The organism is Burkholderia sp. AW33-5 (genome assembly GCF_053427615.1).
In genome coordinates this window covers 512,697-532,814 of sequence record NZ_JBSAXA010000002.1, presented here as the reverse complement: position 1 = coordinate 532,814, position 20,118 = coordinate 512,697, and the positions used below count along the sequence as shown (strand labels likewise).

Annotated in this window: 18 protein-coding genes; 6 read left to right on the top strand and 12 right to left on the bottom strand. The window is 66.8% G+C overall.

The window, feature by feature from the left end:
* The first annotated feature begins 25 nt into the window (after positions 1-25).
* Positions 26-1,636 carry an RICIN domain-containing protein gene (locus tag ACV22V_RS05940; RefSeq protein ID WP_082721983.1) on the top strand — a complete coding sequence of 537 codons (1,611 nt, stop codon included), beginning with the start codon at positions 26-28 and terminating at the stop codon, positions 1,634-1,636.
* An 86-nt stretch (positions 1,637-1,722) separates the two neighbouring features.
* Here the strand turns inward: ACV22V_RS05940 and ACV22V_RS05935 are convergent, their stop codons facing one another.
* The 4 genes from ACV22V_RS05935 to ACV22V_RS05920 all read right to left on the bottom strand — a co-directional run bounded on the left by ACV22V_RS05935 (position 1,723) and on the right by ACV22V_RS05920 (position 5,808).
* Positions 1,723-2,544, bottom strand: a complete 822-nt coding sequence (locus ACV22V_RS05935; protein ID WP_059524235.1) for an ABC transporter permease subunit — start codon at positions 2,542-2,544, stop codon at positions 1,723-1,725.
* Positions 2,541-3,470, bottom strand: a complete 930-nt coding sequence (locus tag ACV22V_RS05930) for an ABC transporter permease subunit (protein WP_059691659.1) — start codon at positions 3,468-3,470, stop codon at positions 2,541-2,543. Before ACV22V_RS05930 ends, ACV22V_RS05935 begins: the two co-directional genes overlap by 4 nt.
* Entirely contained in the window at positions 3,467-4,627 is a 1,161-nt protein-coding gene (locus ACV22V_RS05925; protein WP_059524233.1) for an ABC transporter ATP-binding protein, read from the bottom strand. Before ACV22V_RS05925 ends, ACV22V_RS05930 begins: the two co-directional genes overlap by 4 nt.
* Before the next feature lie 86 nt (positions 4,628-4,713).
* Positions 4,714-5,808, bottom strand: a complete 1,095-nt coding sequence (locus ACV22V_RS05920; protein WP_059524232.1) for a polyamine ABC transporter substrate-binding protein — start codon at positions 5,806-5,808, stop codon at positions 4,714-4,716.
* A 360-nt stretch (positions 5,809-6,168) separates the two neighbouring features.
* Here ACV22V_RS05920 and ACV22V_RS05915 point away from each other — a divergent pair, with 360 nt between their 5' ends.
* Positions 6,169-6,372, top strand: coding sequence for a DUF1289 domain-containing protein (locus ACV22V_RS05915; RefSeq protein WP_027784516.1), 204 nt, complete (start codon positions 6,169-6,171; stop codon positions 6,370-6,372).
* A gap of 75 nt (positions 6,373-6,447) precedes the next feature.
* On the opposite strand, the gene ACV22V_RS05910 is transcribed toward ACV22V_RS05915, so the two are convergent.
* From ACV22V_RS05910 to ACV22V_RS05900, 3 genes are all read right to left on the bottom strand, one after another.
* On the bottom strand, positions 6,448-7,089 hold the full coding sequence (locus tag ACV22V_RS05910; RefSeq protein ID WP_059524231.1) for an OmpW/AlkL family protein: 642 nt from the start codon (positions 7,087-7,089) through the stop codon (positions 6,448-6,450).
* Between the two features lie 66 nt (positions 7,090-7,155).
* Positions 7,156-8,346 carry an NAD(P)H-dependent flavin oxidoreductase gene (locus ACV22V_RS05905; protein ID WP_322039266.1) on the bottom strand — a complete coding sequence of 397 codons (1,191 nt, stop codon included), beginning with the start codon at positions 8,344-8,346 and terminating at the stop codon, positions 7,156-7,158.
* 129 nt (positions 8,347-8,475) lie between these two features.
* Complete coding sequence (locus tag ACV22V_RS05900; protein WP_448013228.1) at positions 8,476-9,912, bottom strand: aldehyde dehydrogenase family protein; 1,437 nt, start codon at positions 9,910-9,912, stop codon at positions 8,476-8,478.
* 268 nt (positions 9,913-10,180) lie between these two features.
* Here ACV22V_RS05900 and ACV22V_RS05895 point away from each other — a divergent pair, with 268 nt between their 5' ends.
* Positions 10,181-10,546, top strand: coding sequence for a hypothetical protein (locus ACV22V_RS05895; RefSeq protein ID WP_059467440.1), 366 nt, complete (start codon positions 10,181-10,183; stop codon positions 10,544-10,546).
* 227 nt (positions 10,547-10,773) lie between these two features.
* Here ACV22V_RS05895 and ACV22V_RS05890 read toward each other — a convergent pair whose 3' ends face one another.
* Positions 10,774-12,366, bottom strand: a complete 1,593-nt coding sequence (locus ACV22V_RS05890) for an ABC-F family ATPase (protein ID WP_059524228.1) — start codon at positions 12,364-12,366, stop codon at positions 10,774-10,776.
* Between the two features lie 132 nt (positions 12,367-12,498).
* Complete coding sequence (locus ACV22V_RS05885; protein WP_448013227.1) at positions 12,499-14,796, bottom strand: AsmA family protein; 2,298 nt, start codon at positions 14,794-14,796, stop codon at positions 12,499-12,501.
* Between the two features lie 152 nt (positions 14,797-14,948).
* On the opposite strand from ACV22V_RS05885, the gene ACV22V_RS05880 reads away from it, so the two are divergent.
* Both ACV22V_RS05880 and ACV22V_RS05875 read left to right on the top strand, forming a co-directional pair.
* The gene (locus tag ACV22V_RS05880; RefSeq protein ID WP_448013226.1) at positions 14,949-15,650 is read left to right on the top strand and encodes an ABC transporter ATP-binding protein; all 702 of its coding nucleotides are present in this window, start codon (positions 14,949-14,951) and stop codon (positions 15,648-15,650) included.
* Entirely contained in the window at positions 15,647-16,450 is an 804-nt protein-coding gene (locus ACV22V_RS05875) for an ABC transporter permease (protein ID WP_448013225.1), read from the top strand. The genes ACV22V_RS05880 and ACV22V_RS05875 overlap by 4 nt, the downstream gene beginning before the upstream one ends.
* A gap of 42 nt (positions 16,451-16,492) precedes the next feature.
* On the opposite strand, the gene ACV22V_RS05870 is transcribed toward ACV22V_RS05875, so the two are convergent.
* From ACV22V_RS05870 to ACV22V_RS05860, 3 genes are all read right to left on the bottom strand, one after another.
* Entirely contained in the window at positions 16,493-16,966 is a 474-nt protein-coding gene (locus tag ACV22V_RS05870; RefSeq protein ID WP_059691653.1) for a PliI family lysozyme inhibitor of I-type lysozyme, read from the bottom strand.
* Positions 16,967-17,218: 252 nt separating this feature from the next.
* Positions 17,219-17,770 carry a DUF6013 family protein gene (locus tag ACV22V_RS05865; RefSeq protein ID WP_059691830.1) on the bottom strand — a complete coding sequence of 184 codons (552 nt, stop codon included), beginning with the start codon at positions 17,768-17,770 and terminating at the stop codon, positions 17,219-17,221.
* A 209-nt stretch (positions 17,771-17,979) separates the two neighbouring features.
* Positions 17,980-18,996, bottom strand: a complete 1,017-nt coding sequence (locus ACV22V_RS05860; protein WP_448013224.1) for a zinc-binding alcohol dehydrogenase family protein — start codon at positions 18,994-18,996, stop codon at positions 17,980-17,982.
* A 123-nt stretch (positions 18,997-19,119) separates the two neighbouring features.
* Here ACV22V_RS05860 and ACV22V_RS05855 point away from each other — a divergent pair, with 123 nt between their 5' ends.
* Positions 19,120-20,061 carry a LysR family transcriptional regulator gene (locus tag ACV22V_RS05855; protein ID WP_448013223.1) on the top strand — a complete coding sequence of 314 codons (942 nt, stop codon included), beginning with the start codon at positions 19,120-19,122 and terminating at the stop codon, positions 20,059-20,061.
* Positions 20,062-20,118 lie beyond the last annotated feature (57 nt).

Genomic DNA, 20,118 nt, shown 5'->3' with positions numbered 1-20,118 from the left:
CCAACAAGAACCCTGGAGTCCGGTCATGCACATCGGTAAACGAGGAAGCGCGGCACTTGCCGCACTGCTGTTGACGCCACTCACCGCGCTAGCCGCATCCGCCTATACGGCGACGCTGACGCTCGCCAGTCTCTCCCCGTCGGTCGGCGGAACCGACAAGGCAACGCTCAAGCTCGCCAACACCGGCACCGCGCCCGCTGCCGCCGGGCTCTTCATCGGCATGCCATCCGGTTTCAGCGCGAGCGGCCTCACCAGCACGTGTGGCGGCACGCTCACCGACGACGGCACGTCGCGCATCGCGTTGTCGGGCATGACGGTGCCGGCGGGCGGCACCTGCACGCTCGGCTTCACGCTCGGTGTGCCGCCGGTCGCGGCGCTGCCGCCGGCAGGCGCGCGCAGCTTCACGATTACGGCCGATACGGCCGCAGGGCTCGCGACGCTGACGGCCGCCACCGCGCCGACGCTGTCCGGTTTCCTCGGCTCGACGCCGGGGCTTTACAGCGACACGTGGTTCCCGTCGACGGTACGCAGCGTCGGCACGCTCGACCTGTTCATCACGCCGGCAACGGACCCGGGCCCGAACTCGAACGTCTTCTGGTCGAACCAGATCGGCTCGCTCAACGGCTACACCGGCCTGCAGTCGACCGAGCTGGTGTCGGCCAGCGAAGGCGTCGGCAAGCAGTTCCTGTTCAGCCTGTGGGGCGCGACCGCCGCCAAACCCGGCACGCCCGCGAGCGCGGGCATCGGCGCGGGAAGCTATTGCACGGTCAGCGGCTCGGCGACGGACGGCAGCGCGGGCGCGCAATGCCGCTATCGCTACGAGTGGCACGCGGGCCACACGTACCGGTTCCGCATCACGCCGGACACGAGCCAGGGCCCCGGCTGGTTCAAGAGCAACGTGACCGACGTGACGAACGGTACAACCGGCGACAGCTTCGATATCGGCAGCATCTACGTCGGCACCACGCAGACGCAGGTGCCCGTCGGCTGGATCAGCCAGTGGGTCGAATATTTCGACTGGAACTCGAGCCGCACGAGCTGCGCGTCGATCGCGCATACGGACGCGCAGTTCAGCATTCGCGCGTATGACGCGATCGGCAACGCGGTGTCGGTCCCGGCACCCTCGGTCACGGTCAACAAGTCGTGTCCGGCGAGCTATGCGAACGCGTCGCAAGCGAATGGCGTCGCCACGCTGATCGGCGGGCCGCAGCAATCGGCCGCCGGCCTCGTAAAAAGCGGCGGCGCGTGTCTGACGGCGTCGGGCGGCCTGACCGACGGCAGCGTCGCAACGCTCGGCGCATGCCCGACGCTCGCGTCGGTGCGCGCATCCGGCGGCACGCACTTCAATCCGCAACTGTGGGTCGTGGCCGGCGACGGCACGCTGCAGACCAAGTACAGCTACTGCCTCACCGCGCAGGCGCCCGGCTCGGCCAACGGCGCGCTGCTGCGCACCTGCGTGCCCGGCACGGCGAGCCAGCAGTGGCAGGTGAAGGCCGGCACGCTGCCGGGCACAGCGCAACTCGTGTCGCAGGCCACCGGCCGCTGCCTCGCGCCGGCCGGCAGCGCCGTGACGCTGCAGGCTTGCACTATGGCCACGGCAGTGTGGAAGACGCCCGGCAAGAGCTTCGCATACTGAGCGCCTCGGCGCGGCACATAAGGAAAACGCCCGGTCCGACTCGACGTCGGCACCGGGCGTTTTTCATGACGACGGCCGTGCGCGCGTCAGGTCGCGAACGACATCATCCGCTTGCGCTCCTGACGCAGCATCACGAAGTTCGCGATCACCACGCCGGCCGTCACCGCGACGATGAACAGCGTCGCGAGCGCGTTCATCTCCGGGTTCAGGCCGAGGCGCACGCGCGAGAACACGACGAGCGGCAGCGTCGTCGAGCCGGGGCCCGACAGGAACGCCGACAGCACGAGGTCGTCGATCGACAGCGTGAACGACAGCAGCCAGCCCGCGATCAGCGCCTGCGAGATCAGCGGCAGCGTGATCGTGAAGAACACCTTCAGCGGCGTCGCGCCCAGATCGAGCGCGGCTTCCTCGAGCGACGGGTTCAGTTCGCGCACGCGCGACTGCACGATGATCGCGACGTACGAGATGCACAGCATCACGTGGCCCAGCCAGATCGTGAACACGCCGCGCTCGGCCGGCCAGCCGATCCACTTCGCCAGTTCGATGAACAGCAGCAGCAGCGAGATCCCCTGGATCACTTCGGGAATCACCAGCGGCGCGTTGATCATCCCGCTGAACAGCGCGAAGCCGCGAAAGCGACCCATCCGCGCGAGCACGAAGCCGGCCCACGTGCCGATGAACACCGACGCGAACGCGGTCAGCACGCCGATCTTCAGCGACAGCCATGCGGCCGTCAGCAGTTCGTCGTCCTCCACGAGCGCCGAGTACCAGCGGAACGAGAAGCCCGACCACACGGTGACGAGCTTCGACTCGTTGAACGAATAGACGATCAGGCTGATGATCGGGATATACAGGAACGCGAAACCGGCGAACAGCGCCGCGAACTGCAGGTAACGATTCGGCTTCATCGACGGCGGCCCTCCTGCTCCTTCGCCTGGAAGTGCTGGAACATCGCCATCGGCACGAGCAGCAGCAGCACCATCGCGCAGGTCACGGCCGACGCCATCGGCCAGTCTGCGTTGTTGAAGAACTCATTCCACATCACGCGGCCGATCATCAGCGTGTTCGCGCCGCCGAGCAGTTCCGGAATCACGTACTCGCCGACCGCCGGAATGAACACCAGCAGGCAGCCCGCGATGATCCCGTTCTTCGACAGCGGCAGCGTGATCTGCACGAACGCCCTCCACGGCCTGGCTCCCAGGTCGTACGCGGCTTCGAGCAGGCGCAGGTCCATCTTCACGAGGTGCGCGTACAGCGGCATCACGAGGAACGGCAGGTACGAATACACCATCCCGATGTACACCGCGTAGTTCGTGCGGTACAGCTCGATCGGCGTGTGGGTCAGGCCGATCCACATCAGGAAGTTGTTCAGGAGCCCGTTGTTCTTCAGGATCCCGATCCATGCATACACGCGGATCAGGAACGACGTCCAGAACGGCAGCATCACGCCCATCATCAGCAGGTTGCGGGTCGCCGGGTTCGAACGCGCGATGTAATACGCCATCGGATAGCCGATCAGCAGGCACAGCAGCGTCGTGATCGCCGCGACCACCACCGAATTCACGTAGGTCGCGAAATACAGGCTGTCGGTGAGCAGGAACGCATAGTGCGACAGGTTCAGCGCGATGTGCACCACGCCGTCCGCGTATGACGCGAGTTCCGTATACGGCGGAATGCCGAGCTGCAGCTCCGCGAAGCTGATCTTCACGACCAGCACGAACGGCACGAGGAAGAACAGCACGAGCCACGTATACGGCCCCGCGACGACCGCCGAGCCGCCGGTCAGGTTGAAGCGCCGCACGGGCCATGCGAGCAGGGACTTGAGCGTGCTCATGACGTCAGCACCACGCCCGCGGTCGCGCTCCAGCGCACGTAGATCTCGTCGCCGAGCGACGGTGTGTCGAGCTCGGAGATCGCGAGGCTCGACACGTTCGCGATCACCGTCTTGCCCGCATCGAGCTTCACGTGATACAGCGAATAGCCGCCCATGTACGCGACGTTGGTGATCTTGCCTCGCGCCCAGTTGAACGCGCCTTCGGGCGGCTTGCGCGTGAGCGCGATCCGCTCGGGGCGCACCGACACCGTGACCGGCATTCCGAGCGGGCCCGTGATCCCGTGGCTCACGTACAGCCGGCTCGGCAGCTCCGGCGATTCGATGTACACGTGATCGGGTTCGTCCTCGACGGTGACGCCTTCGAACAGGTTGGTCGAGCCGATGAACTCGGCCGAGAAGCGGCTGTTCGGATATTCGTAGACTTCGTTCGGCGAGCCGATCTGCACGATCTGCCCTTCGCTCATCACGGCGAGCCGGTTCGCCATCGTCATCGCCTCTTCCTGGTCGTGCGTGACCATAATGCAGGTGACGCCGACCTTGTTCAGGATGTTGACGAGCTCGATCTGCGTGCGCTGGCGGATCTGCTTGTCGAGCGCCGACATCGGCTCGTCGAGCAGCAGCACCTTCGGGCGCTTGACGAGCGAACGCGCGAGCGCGACGCGCTGCTGCTGGCCGCCCGACAGCTGGTGCGGCTTGCGCTTCGCGTACTTGCTCATCTGCACGAGCTCGAGCGCCGCCGCGACGCGTTCCTTCAGCTCCGCCTTCGGCGTGCCTTCCTGCTTGAGGCCGTATGCGACGTTCGATTCGACCGACATGTGCGGGAACAGCGCATACGACTGGAACATCATGTTCACGGGCCGCTTGTACGGCGGCATCTGCGCGAGGTCCTCGCCGTCGATCAGGATCTTGCCCGACGTGACCGTCTCGAGACCCGCGAGCATGCGCAGCAGCGTCGACTTGCCGGAACCCGAGCTGCCGAGCAGCGCGAACAGCTCGCCCTGGCGCACCGTCAGGTTCACGTTGCGTACCACTTCGGTCTCGCCGAATTTCTTGACGACGTCGACAATCTGGACAAAGTTCTCGGCGCGCGCATCGGCGCCGGACGAAGGAACGAAGGACGGCGCGCCCGCGACCGGCGCACCCGACTGGCTATTCATGATGTGCTGCTTCTCTCCTGCGTTTGACGAACAAAGCCCCCGGGGACACCAGGGGCTTCATGACTGCTGGCCTGCTCCGGCTCGCTTCAGCGGCCCGATTTCAACTCGGTCCACAGACGCGTCTGCAGACGCTGGATTTCAGGCGGCAGCGGCTTGAGCAGGAACAGCGTCTTCACGACGTCGGCCGGCGGGTAGACGGCCGGGTCGTTCGCGACGTCCGGCCGCACGTACTTGCGTGCTTCGGCGTTCGCGCTCGGGTAGTACACGGCGTTCGTGATCGCCGCGTGCACCTTCGGATCCTCGATGTAGTTGATCCACTGCAGCGCGGCGTCCTTGTTCTTCGCGTCCTTCGGGATCGCCATCACGTCGAACCAGACCGGCGCGCCGCCCTTCGGAATGTAGTACTCGACCTTGTACGGCTTCTTCGCCTCGATCGCGCGATGCTTCGCGATCACGACGTCGCCCGACCAGCCGAACGCGAAGCAGATGTCGCCGCCGACCAGGTCGTTGATGTAGCCCGACGAGTTGAACTGCGTGATGTACGGGCGGATCTTCTTCAGCACTTCCATCGCGGCCTTGTAGTCGGCCGGGTTCGTGCTCATCGGATCCTTGCCGATGTAGTGCAGCGCCGCTGCGAACATCTGGTCCGGCGCGTCGAGCACCGACACGCCGCAGGTCTTCAGCTTCGAGATGTTTTCCGGCTTGAACAGGATGTCCCAGTTGTCGAGCGGAACCTTGCCGAGCGCCTGCTGCGCCTTCGTCAGGTTGTACGCGAGACCGGTCGTGCCGTACGCCCAGGGCACCGAATACTTGTTGCCCGGGTCCGCGCCGGCGACGAGCGCCATCAGTTGCGGATCGAGGTACTTGAGGTTCGGCAGCTTCGACTTGTCGAGCGGCGTGAAGATGCCGGCCGCGATCTGCTTGCCCGCGTAGTTGCTGGTCGGCACGACGATGTCGTAGCCCGAGCTGCCGGTCAGCAGCTTCGCCTGCAGCGTGTCGTCGCTGTCGTAGTTGTCGTAGCGAACCTTGACGCCCGCCTGCTTCTCGAAGTTCGGGATCGTGTCCTTCGCAATGTAATCGGACCAGTTATAGACATTGAGCTGCGTATCCTTCGCCGCCGCCGCCGATGCACCCACGCACAGCGCAAGCGCTGCGAACCGGCCCACTACCTTTGCTTTCATCCCGTTCTCCCTCCGGCCGAACCCGTGTCCGGCTGCCGTCTGCCTCGTCATGGCGGCGCATCCCGGCACGCCGCCCCTCGAAAACCCCGAACGCTACCACCATTCGCGCTCCGTCACAAAAAAATCATGCCGGTGTCGCGCAAACGGAACAGATTGCCGCGGCCGGCCGCTCGGGCGGCCCGCGCAGCGGGGCGTTCCGGAGGAATTCTATCGGGTAATCGGCGTCTGTCCATCAGGAAAAGAAGGCGGCCGCGACACCGTCCGGACGGGTGGCCGTCGCACCACCGGGATCACGGCCGGGGTGCGTCGTCGCGATGCATTAAAATGACGCCCTGACGATTCAACGCGCGAACCCTTCCGATGGCCTCCAACCTCCACGACCTGCCCGACAGCCCCTGCATCGGCGTGTGCTCGACCCTCTTCGACGAAGTCTGCAAGGGCTGCGGCCGCACGGCCGGCGAAGTGTCGAACTGGGTGTTCCTGAGCGACGACGAGAAACGCGCGGTGTGGGAGCGCATCACGCGCGAAGGCACCGCGATGCGCTTTCAGTACGACAAGCTGTAAATCCGCCGCACAAAAAAAGAGCGGCATGCCGACTGCCATGCCGCCAACCCCAACTCTGTTCTTTTTCGCTCGCGTCTAGAACTTCATCCCGACGCCCACGCCGACGATCAACGGATCGATGTGCAGCGTGCCGATGCCCTTGTCGCCGAGCGTCGCATCGGTGCTCATCCAGATCTTCTTCACGTCGACGTTCATGAACACCTTCTTCGTCAACTGCACGTCGACGCCGAACTGCAGCGCGGGACCGAAGCTGCTCTTGTTGATCGACACGCCTTCCCCGCCGACGTTGAGCCCGTTGTTGTAGAAGTACGTGTAGTTCAGGCCCGCGCCGACGTACGGACGCACCTTGCCGGCATGGTTGAAGTGGTACTGCAGCAGCAGCGTCGGCGGCAGCACGCCCACGCCGCCGAGATTGCCGAGGCTCGACGTCATCTGGTGCCGCGACGTGCCCAGAATCAGCTCCACGCCCAGGTAATCGCGGATCATGTACGTGAAGTCGAGTTCCGGCACGATCGCGTTGTTCACGCCGGTATTGATCGCGCCGAGCGTATCGCTCGCGCGCTCGTTCGGCTGGATGCTGATCGCGCGCAGCCGGACCAGGACGTCACCCTGGTTGATCCCGTCTCCCGCCGACGCCGCGTGCGACAGCGAGGGCAGCGTGACGAGGCTCGCCGCCACGGCGGCAGCGGTGATGCATGTTCGAATCGTTTTGTGCATGGTACGGACCCCTTGTAGAATTTATTCCATTCTCCACGTAGGGTCTTTGCGTCGTCTTGATATCCGTCAAGCCAGCGTAAACATTGGACGGTTTGTCGCAGGCTCCGTCGCACGGCCCGTCAGCAGCAGGTCGAGCAGATCGCGCACGCTGCGGATCGCGTTGCCGAATGGCAGCGCTTCGCGGCCGCGGAAGAACAAGCCGTTCGCGACGTCGCCGCGCAACGCGGCCGAGAGCCGCGTGTCGATGCAGAAATGGCCGAACTTTTCGATGCCGTCGCGCAGTCCGCAGACGCTCAGGCACTCGAGCGCGGTCGGGCAGCGCTGCTTGAACGCGCCGAGCTTGTCGCGAATGCGCGTTTCGTTGCGCAGGTAGCGATCGAGCCACGGGGTCTTCACCGCGCGCGCCGGCAGCCCCGTCACGCTGACGAATTCGACGATGTCCTCGGGCAGCGCATCGGCCAGCACGCGCTTGAAGTTCGGATGCGCATCGCCCTCTTCCGTCACCGCGAACGGCGTTCCCACCTGGACGCCGTTCGCGCCGGCCGCGAGCGCCGCACGCACCGTGTCGTGACTGTTGATCCCGCCCGCGACGATCAGCGGGATCGTGTCGCGTGCGAGACCGAGCGACGCCATCACCTGCGCGGTCTCGTCGAGCACGCGCGCGAAATCGAAGCGCGCATCGTGCATGTCGTCGATCTGCGTGACGCCGAGGTGGCCGCCCGCATGCGCGGGATGCTCGATCACGATCGCGTCGGGCAGCCGCCCCTTCTTCATCCACTTCTTCAGCACCAGCGCGATCCCGCGGCTGTCCGACAGGATCGGGATCAGCGCGATGTCATGACCCTGCGTGAGATCGGGCAGATCGAGCGGCAGGCCTGCGCCCATCACGATCGCGTCCGCGCCTTCGTCGCACGCGACGCGCACGTAGTCCGCATGCGCGCTCACCGCCTTCATCACGTTGACCGCGATCATCCCGCGTCCTTCGCTGTAGGTCTTCGCGAGGCGAATCTCGCGCGCGAGCGCCTCGAGGTTCGCGGCCTCCAGCGTCGCGCGATCGGGATTCGCGCGACAGCGTGCGAGCAAGTCCGCATGGTGGTGACGCAGGTCGATGCTCGCGATCGTGCCGAGCGCGCCTTCGCGCGCGACGCTGCCCGCGAGGCGGTGCGCTGAGATGCCGACGCCCATGCCGCCCTGCACCACGGGCAGCAAGGTGCGGCCGCGAATCGTGAGCGGCGGGAAGGAAGTGCGTGCGGTCATCTGAACCTCGTCGAAACATCGGAAATCGGAAACGCGATGATCGACGGATCCACCGGCGCGCACCTTGACGGCGGTCAATAAAAAAACGGCACGCGAGCGTGCCGTTCCGGGTCATGCGGCGTGAAACGCTCAGGCCGGATTCACCGGCTTGAGCTGCATCGACTTGTATTCGAGATACTCTTCGAGCCCGTACACGCCGTTTTCGCGACCGTGTCCCGACTGCTTGTAGCCGCCGAACGGCGCGGCGCCGTTCCACGTGCCGCCGTTGATGTCGACCTGCCCCGTGCGGATGCGGCGCGCGACGCGCATCGCGCGTTCGTCGCTGCCCGCCCATACCGCGCCGCCGAGCCCGTACGGCGAATCGTTCGCGATGCGCACGGCTTCGTCTTCGTCGCGATACGTGATGATCGACAGCACCGGCCCGAAGATCTCTTCCTGCGCGATCGTCGATTTCGGATCGACGCGGCCGAACACCGTCGGCTTCACGAAGAAGCCCTTCGCGAGCCCTTCCGGCAGGCCCGTTCCGCCGGTCACGAGTTCCGCGCCGTCGTCGATTCCGCGCTGGATGTAGGCCTGCACGCGCTGTTGCTGCACGGCCGATGCGAGTGCGCCGAGGCGCGTCGTTTCCTGACGCGGGTCGCTCGCGACATACGCTTCGGCTGCCGCCTTCGCGATCGCGCGCGCCTCGTCGTAGCGCGCCTCCGGCACCAGCATCCGCGTATGTGCCGAACAGGTCTGGCCCGCGTTCAGGTAGCACGCGTTGACCGTACCCTTCACCGCCACCGCGAAATCGGCGTCATCGAGAATCACCGACGCCGACTTGCCGCCCAGTTCGAGCGCGACGCGCTTCACGCCCGCCGCCGCGAGTTCGGCCACGCGCTTGCCGGCGCGCGTCGAACCCGTGAACGACACCATGTCGACGTCCGGATCGGTCGCCAGCACCTCGCCGACGACCGGGCCATAACCGCACACGAGGTTGAACACCCCCGCCGGCAGGCCCGCTTCGTGAATCGCCTCGGCGAGCATGAACGCGTTGAGCGGCGCGACTTCGGACGGCTTCAGGACGACCGTGCAGCCGGCCGCCAGCGCCGGCGCGACCTTCAGCGTGATCTGGTTGAGCGGGTAGTTCCACGGCGTGATCGCCGCGACGACGCCGACAGGCTCGCGCACCACCAGCGAGTTGCCGACCTTCGCCTCGAATTCGAACGATTCGGCGAGCTTCGCGTATGCCTTCCAGTTGTAGATCGGACCGCCGACCTGGATCGCGCGCGACAGCTTGATCGGCATCCCGACTTCGCCGGTGATCGACTGCGCGAGTTCCTCGCTGCGCGCCTGCAGACGCTCGACGATCTTGCGCAGATAGCCCGCGCGCGTCGCGGCCGGCGTCGCGGCCCATGCGTCGAATGCCGCGCGCGCCGCGCGGATCGCGTCCTGCGCGTCCGACGCCACGCCCTCGGGAATCCGGCCGATCACGGCCTCGGTGCCCGAGTCGATCACGTCGATCGTGCCCGTTCCGGCCGGTTTGCGCCATGCGCCGTCGATATAGAACTGATCGTAGATTTTCATCGCTTCCTGTCTCCCGGAAAACGGCCATTCTAACGAGTGCGGCGCGGCTCCGCGACGACGCCGAGCGTGACTTCGAGCGTCGTCGAACGGCCCGCGCGGACGCCTGGGACCGGGCGCCGGACGCCCGCTTCCCGCCACCGCGGCATCCGCGCCGCGCCGGCGCGTCACGAGGTCGCACCTCGGGCCCCGCATCGTGCTATGTTTTTAGTATCGGCGCCGGCTGCTGCAGGCCGCGCCACCCGGAATCGATGCTTTCGTGAGCGCTGCCATGACCGACGCACCCCATATCCTCGGCTCGCAAGATCGCCTGGAGCTGCTGTGCTGGCTCACCTGCGGCAATCTCGGCGCGTTTTACCTGAACGAATCCTGGCCGGACGCGTCGTTCCAGGTGCAGGCCGCACACCGCTGGCTCGACCGCCACCACCGGCAGTCCGACTGGCTCGCGATCGCGAAGCTGGCCGCGCTGGCGCAGGACATCGCAAAGCGGCACGCCGATTTCGTCGACGCGTCGTGGGCGCGCGACGCGGTCGAGGAAATCGTCGATACCGACGATCTCGACTACCGGGCGAAACTCGTGCAATGGGTGTACGAGGACTGCTGCAAGGCGCTCGCCGACAAGCGGCTCGCGGATTGACGCGCCGGGCGACGCGCGAGGTGGAGCAAGCGGCTGCCGGCGGGGAACGGCGCCGCCGCGTCGAATCGCGATCGCGGGCACAACGCCCGACCTGACATTTTCCCTTCATCGGGACGCCGGGCTGGCGCGGCACGCGCTCACCTGGTCAGCCTGGATACGAAAAAACCCGCCAGGCTTCCACCTGGCGGGCTTCCGGTACATCAGATCGGGCATGGCTGCCCGGGCAATTACTCCTGCCCCTGGCTCGTGAGGAACTCCTCGTAATTCCCGCCGAAGTCGAACAGCGTGCCGTCCGTGCGCACTTCGATGATCCGGTTCGCCAGCCCGCTCACGAATTCGCGGTCGTGGGACACGAAGATCAGCGTGCCTTCAAACTGCTCGAGCGCGATCTGCAGCGACTCGATCGACTCCATGTCCATGTGGTTGGTCGGCTCGTCCATCAGCAGCACGTTGTGGCGGCCGAGCATCAGCTTGCCCCAGATCATGCGCCCCTTCTCGCCGCCCGACAGCACCTTCACCGACTTCTTGATGTCGTCCGACGAGAACAGCAGGCGGCCCAGCGTGCCGCGCACCATGGTTTCGTCGTCGCCGTCCTTGCGGTACTGGTCGATCCAGTCCATCAGCGTGATGTCGTTCGGGAACTCCTCGTACGTGTCCTGCGGCATGTAGCCGACATTCGCGTTCTCGGACCACTTCACCGTGCCGTGATCGAGTTGCAGCGCGCCCAGCAGCGAACGCAGCAGCGTGGTCTTGCCCGCGCCGTTCTCGCCGATGATCGCGATGCGCTCGCCCGGCTGCACCGACAGGTTGAAGTTCTGGAAGATGGTGCGCTCGTACTTCTTCGTGATGTCTTCGGCGACCACCGCGACGTTGTGCAGCTTCTTCTCGAACTCGAAGCGAATGAACGGGTTCTGACGCGACGACGGCTTGAATTCCTCGATCTTGATCTTGTCGATCTGCTTCGCGCGGCTCGTTGCCTGGCGGGCCTTCGACTTGTTCGCCGAGAAGCGGCGCACGAAGTCCTGCAGCTCGGCCACGCGCTCCTTCGCGCGCGCGTTCGCCGCGGCCTGACGCTCGCGCGCCTGTGCCGATGCGAGCATGTAGTCGTCGTAGTTGCCCGGCCAGACCTTCAGCGTGCCGAAGTCCATGTCGGCCATGTGCGTGCACACCGAGTTCAGGAAGTGACGATCGTGCGAGATGATGATCATCGTCGAGTTGTACTCGTTGAGCGTGTGCTCGAGCCAACGGATCGAGTTGATGTCCAGGTTGTTGGTCGGTTCGTCGAGCAGCAGCACGTCCGGCTTCGAGAACAGCGCCTGCGCGAGCAGCACGCGCAGCTTCCAGCCCGGCGCGACGTCGGCCATCGTGCCGTTGTGGAACTTCTCCTCGATGCCGATGCCGAGCAGCAGCGCGCCCGCGCGCGCCTCGGCGTCGTAGCCGCCGTATTCGGCGAACTTGCCTTCGAGCTCGGCCGCGTGCATGTAGTCGTCGTCGGTGGCATCCGGGTTCGCGTAGATCGCGTCGCGCTCGGTCATCGCGGCCCACATCTCGGTGTGGCCCATCATCACGACGTCGAGCACGCGCACGTCTTCATACGCGAACTGGTCCTGGCGCAGCTTGCCCAGGCGCACGTTCGGCTCCAGCGCGACGTTGCCGGCGCTCGGCTCGAGGTCGCCGCCGAGGATCTTCATGAAGGTCGACTTGCCGCAGCCGTTCGCGCCGATCAGACCATAGCGGTTGCCCTCGCCGAATTTGACCGAGATATTCTCGAACAAGGGCTTCGGCCCGAATTGCATCGTGATGTTGGCAGTAGAAAGCACGGCAGGTCCCGTAAGAGAGAAATCGACGGAAAACCGTGTATTTTAGCAGGTGTCGGGGAAACTGCCGACCGCCCTGTTCCGGCCCCGCCAGCCGGCCCGCCGCGCGCGGCGCCGGCCCTGCCCCGGACATCCTCACTTGCCGGCCTTCAGCGCCTCCTTCTGCGCCGCCTTGGCCTTCATCTGCCCGAACAGCTCCGAGCACGGCACGTCGCGGTTATTGCTCGGCGCGATCAGCGGAATCAGCGCCGCGAACGGGTTGATCAGGCCCAGCCCGACCATTGCGCCCGCGCGCAGCGCGAGCGCGCCGGCGTCGACGCCGACCTTCGGGTTCTTGAACGTGCCCTTCGCGTACAACGGCGAACGCAACGAGAAGACCCGGAAACCCTTCGTATGCGGATGGATCTTCAGGTCGATCGATTCATCGCGCAGGTTGACCGGGCCGTCGACGTTGATCAGCGCGTCGTCCGTATCGAGCGCGAACACCTTCGGGTCGAGCATGCCGTCGTTCGCGACGAAGTCGATCGCCGCGCAATTGATGTTCACGTCGCGGGTGCCGAACAGCTTCTCATAGACGACGTTCGCGACGTTCAGCCCTGCCGCCTCCATCAGCAGCAGGCTGATGCGGCCATCCGTGATGAGCGCCTTCACTTCGCCGGTCGACGTCGCCGCGAGCGCGGCCGGCGAATTGCCGGTCGCCGACAGCGACGCGTCGCCGTTGATTTCGCCGAGCGCGGTCTGCATCACCTTCTGCGTCGGGAACAGTTGCTTCAGCCTCAAGTGACGCGCGGCCAGCGTAAAGCGGCCCTTGAGCGGCGTGCGGCTGCCGTCGAGATGCGCGTTGGTCGCGAGCGTGCCGCCCGCGACGCCGAACTGCAGCGGTTCGAGCGACAGCACGCCGTCCTGTAGCAGGATGTGCGTGTAGAGGTCGGTGATCGGCAGTTGCGGGCTCTTGATCAGCTTGCGCCCGGTGAACTTCACGTCCGCGTCGATCGCGCTCCAGCGCTCGGTGCGGAACGTCGCGACCGGCAGCACGCGGTCCGGCGGCTGGCGCGTCGTGTCGCCGCGCTTCGCCTTGCTCGCGGCGGAGTCGGCGCCGATCACCGGCGCGAGGTCGGAGAACTGCAGCAGGTTCGACACGAGCTCGCCCGACAGCTTCGGCCGCGGCTCGCGCTGCGCCCAGGTGAGCGTGCCGCGGAGATCGCTGCCGCCGACGCGGCCGTTGAAATTCTCGTAGCGGAACGTGCTCGCGTGCTGCTTGATGTTGCCGATCAGGCGCCCCTCGGTCGCATACGGCGGCGTGTCCGGCAGCGTGATGCCGGTGATCTGGTAGAGATGCGACATCGACGTGCCTTGCAGCCACAGACGCAGGTCGAGTGCCGCGAGATGCATCGGGTCGGTCAGCGTGCCGACGATCGCCAGCCGCGTGTCGCCGGCCTTCACGTCGGCCTGCAGCGGGAACGGCTGCGTCGCGTTCTCGATCGCCAGCACGCCGCCCACCTTGCCGGTGCCGCTGACCGGCACGTTCTTGTAGCGGCCGTCGACCTTGAGCCCGAACGCATACGTCGGGCCGGCCGGCTTCGCGGGCGCAGCGGCACCCGACGCAGCGGACGCACCGCTCGCGCCGGATGCCGGCACGGCCGTGGATGCGGAGGAAACCGAAGTAGCCGGCGCGGCAGCGGAGGCACCCGACGTCGCGACTGCGGACGCCCCGCTCGCGCCTTGCGCCGCCGACGCACCCGACGCAGCCTCGGCACTCGCCTTCGCGCTCAGTCGGGCGGCGCCGCTCTTGCCGACACGCTGCGCCGACGCCGCGCGCGACGTTTGCTCCTGCTCCTTCAGCACGTCGCCGAGCGGAATCGGCTGGCCGAGCGTATCGATCGCGACCGTGAGATCGGCCTTCGTGATCGCATCGCGATACGTGACGATGCCCTTCGCGAAACCGAAGCTGTCGAGCCGCACCTTCCACGGCGACGGCTGCGACGATTGCTTGAACTGGAAGGTCCACGTATTGCGGCCGTCGGCGAGCCGCTCGAGGTCGACCGCGGGATTGACGACATCGATCGACGGAATGACGATTTCGTGCGCGAGGAGCGGAAGAATCGCGAGATCGAAATGCGCGGCATCGAGCGTGACGAACTTGGGCCCCTTCGCCCAGTCCGGGTTGCCGATCTCGAGTTGCGTGGCGGAGAAGCTCGGCCAGGGCACCCATGCGCGCCAGCCGGTCTCGCCGTCGGGGCGACGCCAGCCGACCTTGAGATCGCCGTTGATCGCGAACGGGCGGCCAAGTGCGGTACTCACATGTTCGTTGACCCACGGTTTCGCGTGGTTCCAGTCGAACGTGAAAATGAAGATGCCGGCCGCCGCGAGGATCAGTGCGACGATACCGACGATCCATGCAGCCGATTTGCCGATGGCTCGTGCTAGCGTCATGGCGGTTCCGTTGTTGTTCTGCAGAGTTTGCGCGCCATGTCGGGCCACTTGCGTGAGTGAACGGAGCACGACACCGGCGGCTTTTCAATAGGTATTATGGCGCACGCTGCAGTAACGCTTCGGCGCCATTAACGCTTTTTTTCATTTGTGACATGACAGCCCCCTCCGGTCTCATCGATGCGCAGCACATCACGCGCCGCGACGCCAGCAGCGGCAAGACGCTGCTGGCGTCGACCGACTTCAGCCTCGCCGCGGGATCGCGAATTGCTATCACGGGACCGTCGGGCTCCGGCAAGAGCGTGCTGCTGCGCGCGCTCGCGTTGCTCGATCCACTCGACGGCGGGCATATCCTCTGGCGCGGCGAGCGGATCAGGCGCGGCGCGATTCCGCGCTACCGGCGCAGCGTCGCCTACGTGCGCCAGCGGCCCGCGCAAATGGACGGGACCGTCGAAGCGCAGTTGCGCTATCCGTATTCACTCGCGATCTATCGCGACGTGACGTTCGACCGTGCCCGCGCCGAAGCGCTCGCGGCACGCGCCGGCCGCGGCGCCGATTTTCTCGACAAGCGGGCGAGCGAACTGTCGGGCGGCGAAGCGCAGATCGCCGCGCTCCTGCGCGTGCTGCAGCTCGACCCCGACGTGCTGTTGCTCGACGAACCGACGTCCGCGCTCGACCCCGACTCGACGCGCGCGATCGAAGCGCTCGTCGGCGCCTGGTTCGACGCGGCCCCCGATGCACGCGCCTACATGTGGATCTCGCACGATCCGGCGCAAGCCGCCCGCATCGGCACGATGCGGCTCGTGATGCAGGCCGGCGTGCTGCACGCCGCGAACGCGATGGAGGCGCAGCCATGAGCCCCGCTCTGCAGGATCTGAGTCTCGTCGACGTCGGCATCGCCGCCGCGCTCGTCGCGGTCAACGGTGCGATCTCGGCCGCGCTGTCGCTCGGCCTCGGGCGCAAGCTCGCGCTCGCCGCCGTGCGCACCGTCGTGCAGCTGCTGGCGATCGGCTACGTGCTCGGCTGGGTGTTCGGTCATCCGCACTGGACCGTCGTGCTGCCGCTCACCGCGTTGATGACGCTGATTGCAGGTTTCGCGGGCGCCGGCCGCGGCAAGCGCACGTATCGCGGACAGCGCGTCGACAGCATTGCGTCGATCTGGTTCAGCAGCTGGTTCGTCGCGGCCGTCGGCCTGTTCGTCGTGATCCGCATTCATCCGTGGTACACGCCGCAATATGCGATCCCGATCCTCGGGATGATTCTCGGCAATACGCTCACGGGCGTGTCGCTCGGCGTCGAACGGATGATGGAGGAACTGACCGCGCGGCGCGACCGCGTCGAGACGGCACTGGCGCTCGGTGCGACGCGCTGGGAAGCCGCGCAGGACGCCGCGCGCCAGGCCGTGCGCGCGGGCATGCTGCCGACGCTCAACCAGATGGCCGTCGTCGGCGTCGTGAGCCTGCCGGGGATGATGACGGGCCAGGTGCTGGCCGGCCAGTCGCCGCTGCAGGCCGTGCGCTACCAGATCGTGATCATGTTCCTGATCGCCGCGGCGTCCGCGCTCGGCACCGTTGGCGCGGTGCTGATGACGTATCGCCGGTTGTTCTCGGCCGATCACCGCTTTCTTGCAACGCGGCTCGAGGAACGCGCGCATTGACCCGCGGCGCCGCATCGCACGCGGCATCCGCGTGGCGTGCGGTCAGCGGGCGGCGCGGCGTTTGCCGATGGCCTGGCGCAACGCGGCCGAGACGTCGGCGTCGGGCGCGAGCCCGTCAACCGACGCGACGAGCCGCACCGCGCGCGGCGTCGTCACATAGGCCTGCGCACCGACGTAACCGCCGCTGCCGGCCGAGCGTGTCGTGACGACGAGCGCCTGCGGCGCACGCGCGCCGAGATCGGCGGTGAAGGCATCGGCGACGGTGCCGTCACGTGCATGCAGCACGCCGGTCACGTAGTCGTCCGTATCGAAGCCGGGGGCGGCATGCGCGGTCGAATACACGCGCACCGCGTAGCTGCCGGTCGAGCACGGCTCGAGCGCGCCGCTCGACACGACGGCGATCTGCTGTCGCGTCGGCAGCTCGACCTTCTTCACGAAGCTGCAATCGTCCGCCGCCTGCGCATGGGCAGCAACGAACGCAGCAGCCGACAGCAGCACGCGCATGTAATGTTTCATCGGAATGTCGTTCGGGGAAGATGGAGGATGCCGCAAGGATAGCGTGACATCCGCAGGACGTCACGCAGGCCTCCTGCGCAAATGACCGCGCCACCGTCGTGCGCCGGGCGTGACGAAGTCGAACATCGCTCAATGGAAAGGCCCGACGCCGCACGCCATGAAACCGTCACGCGCGACCCTGCCCGGATCGCCCGGATGCGCATCGCGATGGTTGCGCGCGCACCGGACGCCTTGCCGGCCCGCGCGCCCCGCTCAGCGCTTGATCGACACCGTCACCTTCGTGCCGTCGCTCATCGTGACGGACTTCGACCCGCCATTGGTCGAAATCGACACCCACTTGACCTGGCTCACTGACACGACGTCCGGGCACTGCAGCGACTTGCCGCCCGCGCTCACGTTGCGCGTGCCTTTCGGCGCAGCAGCCTGGAAGCTCATCTGCACGTTCGCGATCCCCTTCGCGTCGACCGACGGCGCGAGCCGCACCTGGGTCTGGCGCACCATCGCGCCGTTCGCGTCGCGCGGCAGGTTGTCGGCGTTCGGGCAACCGTCGGGCATCGCGACCGCGCCGCCCGGCGGCACCGACTTCCAGTTGAAGTCGTCCGTTTCGCCCGAACGGATCTTGCGCGTCTCCTGCGTATTGCCGAAGGTCTTCGAGTCGACCTTGACGGTGTATTCGAGCTGCCCCGTGCCGCCGCCCTTCAGGCTGCCCTTGACCGGCGGCGCCGCGAATACGCTCGCGCTGACGCACGCCGCCGCGAACACGGCAGACCACGATGCGGCGACTGACAAGCTGCGTTGGCTCATGCTGACCTCCTTGTAATGCGGCGGCACGCGCGTGCCGCGCGGTTTTCGATGCATGATGCGTTGCCAGTCTACCGCCAAGCGGCATGCAATGCGCCGCAAACGCATCGGGTGTTACCCCGCTTGCGTTCGCGACGCCGTATCCCGTACGGGCGATGCCGCCGCTCGAGAAAACGCCGGGCCAACTCGGGTTTTCCGCCCCGACCTCGAGGTCAGAATCCGCTCAGCACCAGTTTGCCGATCGCGCGCCCGGCCTCGAGCAGTTGGTGCGCGCGCCGCAGGTTCGCGGCGTTGATGGTGCCGAGCTGCTCGCCGAGCGTCGTGCGCAGCGTGCCGCCGTCGACGAGCCTCGCCACCTCGCTCAGGATCTTGTGCTGTTCGACCATGTCCGGCGTCTCGAACATCGCGCGCGTGAACATGAACTCCCAGTGAAACGCGGCGCTTTTCGCCTTCAGCAGCTCGACCGGAATCGGCTTCTCGTTCTCGACGATCGTGCAAATGCCACCCTGCGGCCGGATGACTTCCGCCGCGGCAGGGAAATGACGATCCGTGTCGTTGAAGATCAGTACATAGTCGACGTTCGCATGACCGATCTCGCGCAGTTGCGCGGGCAAGTCGCCGAAATGGTCGACCACGTCGTCCGCGCCGAGCGAGCGCACCCATTCGGCCGACGCCGGCCGCGACGCGGTCGCGATCACGTGCAGCTTGCCGAGCGTCTTCGCCAGCTGGATCGCGATCGAACCCACCCCTCCCGCGCCGCCGACGATCAGCACCGACTTGCCCGCGTCCGCGCCCTGCGGCGACACGCGCAGCCGGTCGAACAGCGCCTCCCACGCGGTCAGCGCGGTGAGCGGCAACGCAGCCGACGCCGCGAAATCGAGCGAGCGCGGCTTGATCGCCGCGATCCGCTCGTCGACCGTGTGAAATTCGCTGTTCGCGCCGGGGCGTGTGATGCTGCCCGCGTAGAACACCTCGTCGCCCGGCCGGAACATCGTCACCTCGGCACCGACCGCGACGACCGTGCCGGCCGCATCCCAGCCGAGCACGCGCGGGGTCTCCTCGACCTGCTGCTTCGGCGCGCGCACCTTGGTGTCGACCGGGTTCACGGAGATCGCCTCGACCTTCACGAGCAGGTCGCGCGGGCCCGGCACGGGTTGCGGCAGCTCCACGTCGACGAGCGCCTGCGGGTCGTCGATCGGCAGATAACGGGTCAGTCCAACGGCTTTCATCACGAAACTCCTTCAGGGAAATCGGGCGGGCCGCGGCGCAGCCCCATGCCTGCCATCGTAGGCGGCCCGATCCTTCGAGAAAACCGCTATATTTCCTGAAACATTTTCAGGAATTTCAGAATAATGGCATCCGATCCGATTCCGGCCCCCGACAAGCCGCTCGACCTGCTCGACGTCGGCCTGTTCGTGCGCGCGGCGCTGCTCGCGAACGTGAGCGCGGCCGGACGCGAGTTCGGCGTGTCGGCCGCGGTCGCAAGCGCGCGCATCGCGCAGTTGGAGCGTCAGCTCGGCGCGCGCTTGCTGCATCGCACCACGCGCCGCATCAGCCTCACGCAGGACGGCGAAATCTTCATGGCCCGCGCCGAGGCGCTGCTGTCGGCCGCCGACGCCGCGCGCGCGTCGGTCGGCCACGGCCGCAGCGAGCCGTATGGCCGGCTGAAGGTGTCGATGTCGTCGTCGTTCGGCCGCCAGCACGTCGCGCCCGTGATCCCCGCATTCCTGCGCCGCTACCCGTCCGTGTCGCTCGACCTCAGGCTATCCGACGAGATCATGGACCTCGTCGACGACGGCTACGACGTCGCGATCCGCCTCGGCGCGCTGAAGGACTCGACGCTGGTCGCGCGCAGGCTTGCCGCCAACCGGCGCGTGCTGTGCTGCTCGCCCGCGTATCTCGCCGAACACGGGACGCCGCGCCATCCCGCCGACCTCGCACAGCACGAATGCGTGATTCTCGGCGACCAGCGCGACTGGTCGTTCGTCACGCCGCAAGGCCCGCTCACCGTGCGCGTCGGCGGCCGGCTCGTCGCGAGCAACGGCGAGGCGATCCGCGAAGCGCTCGTCGACGGCTTCGGCATCGCGATCAAGTCGACCTGGGACGTCGGCCCGCTGCTCGCGAGCGGCGCGCTCGTCACGGTGCTCGACGATTACCCGTTCGCGAACGACGTCGCGATCTGGGCCGTCTATCCGAGCCGCGCGCACGTGCCGCTCAAGACGCTCGCGTTCATCGCGTTCCTGGCCGAACACTTCGGCGATCCGCCTTACTGGGATGGCGCGGGTGAACGATAGGCGCCGTCCCGCGAGCGGAGCTTGCGGCGGCGCCGGCCGGGCATCCGCGGCGATCCG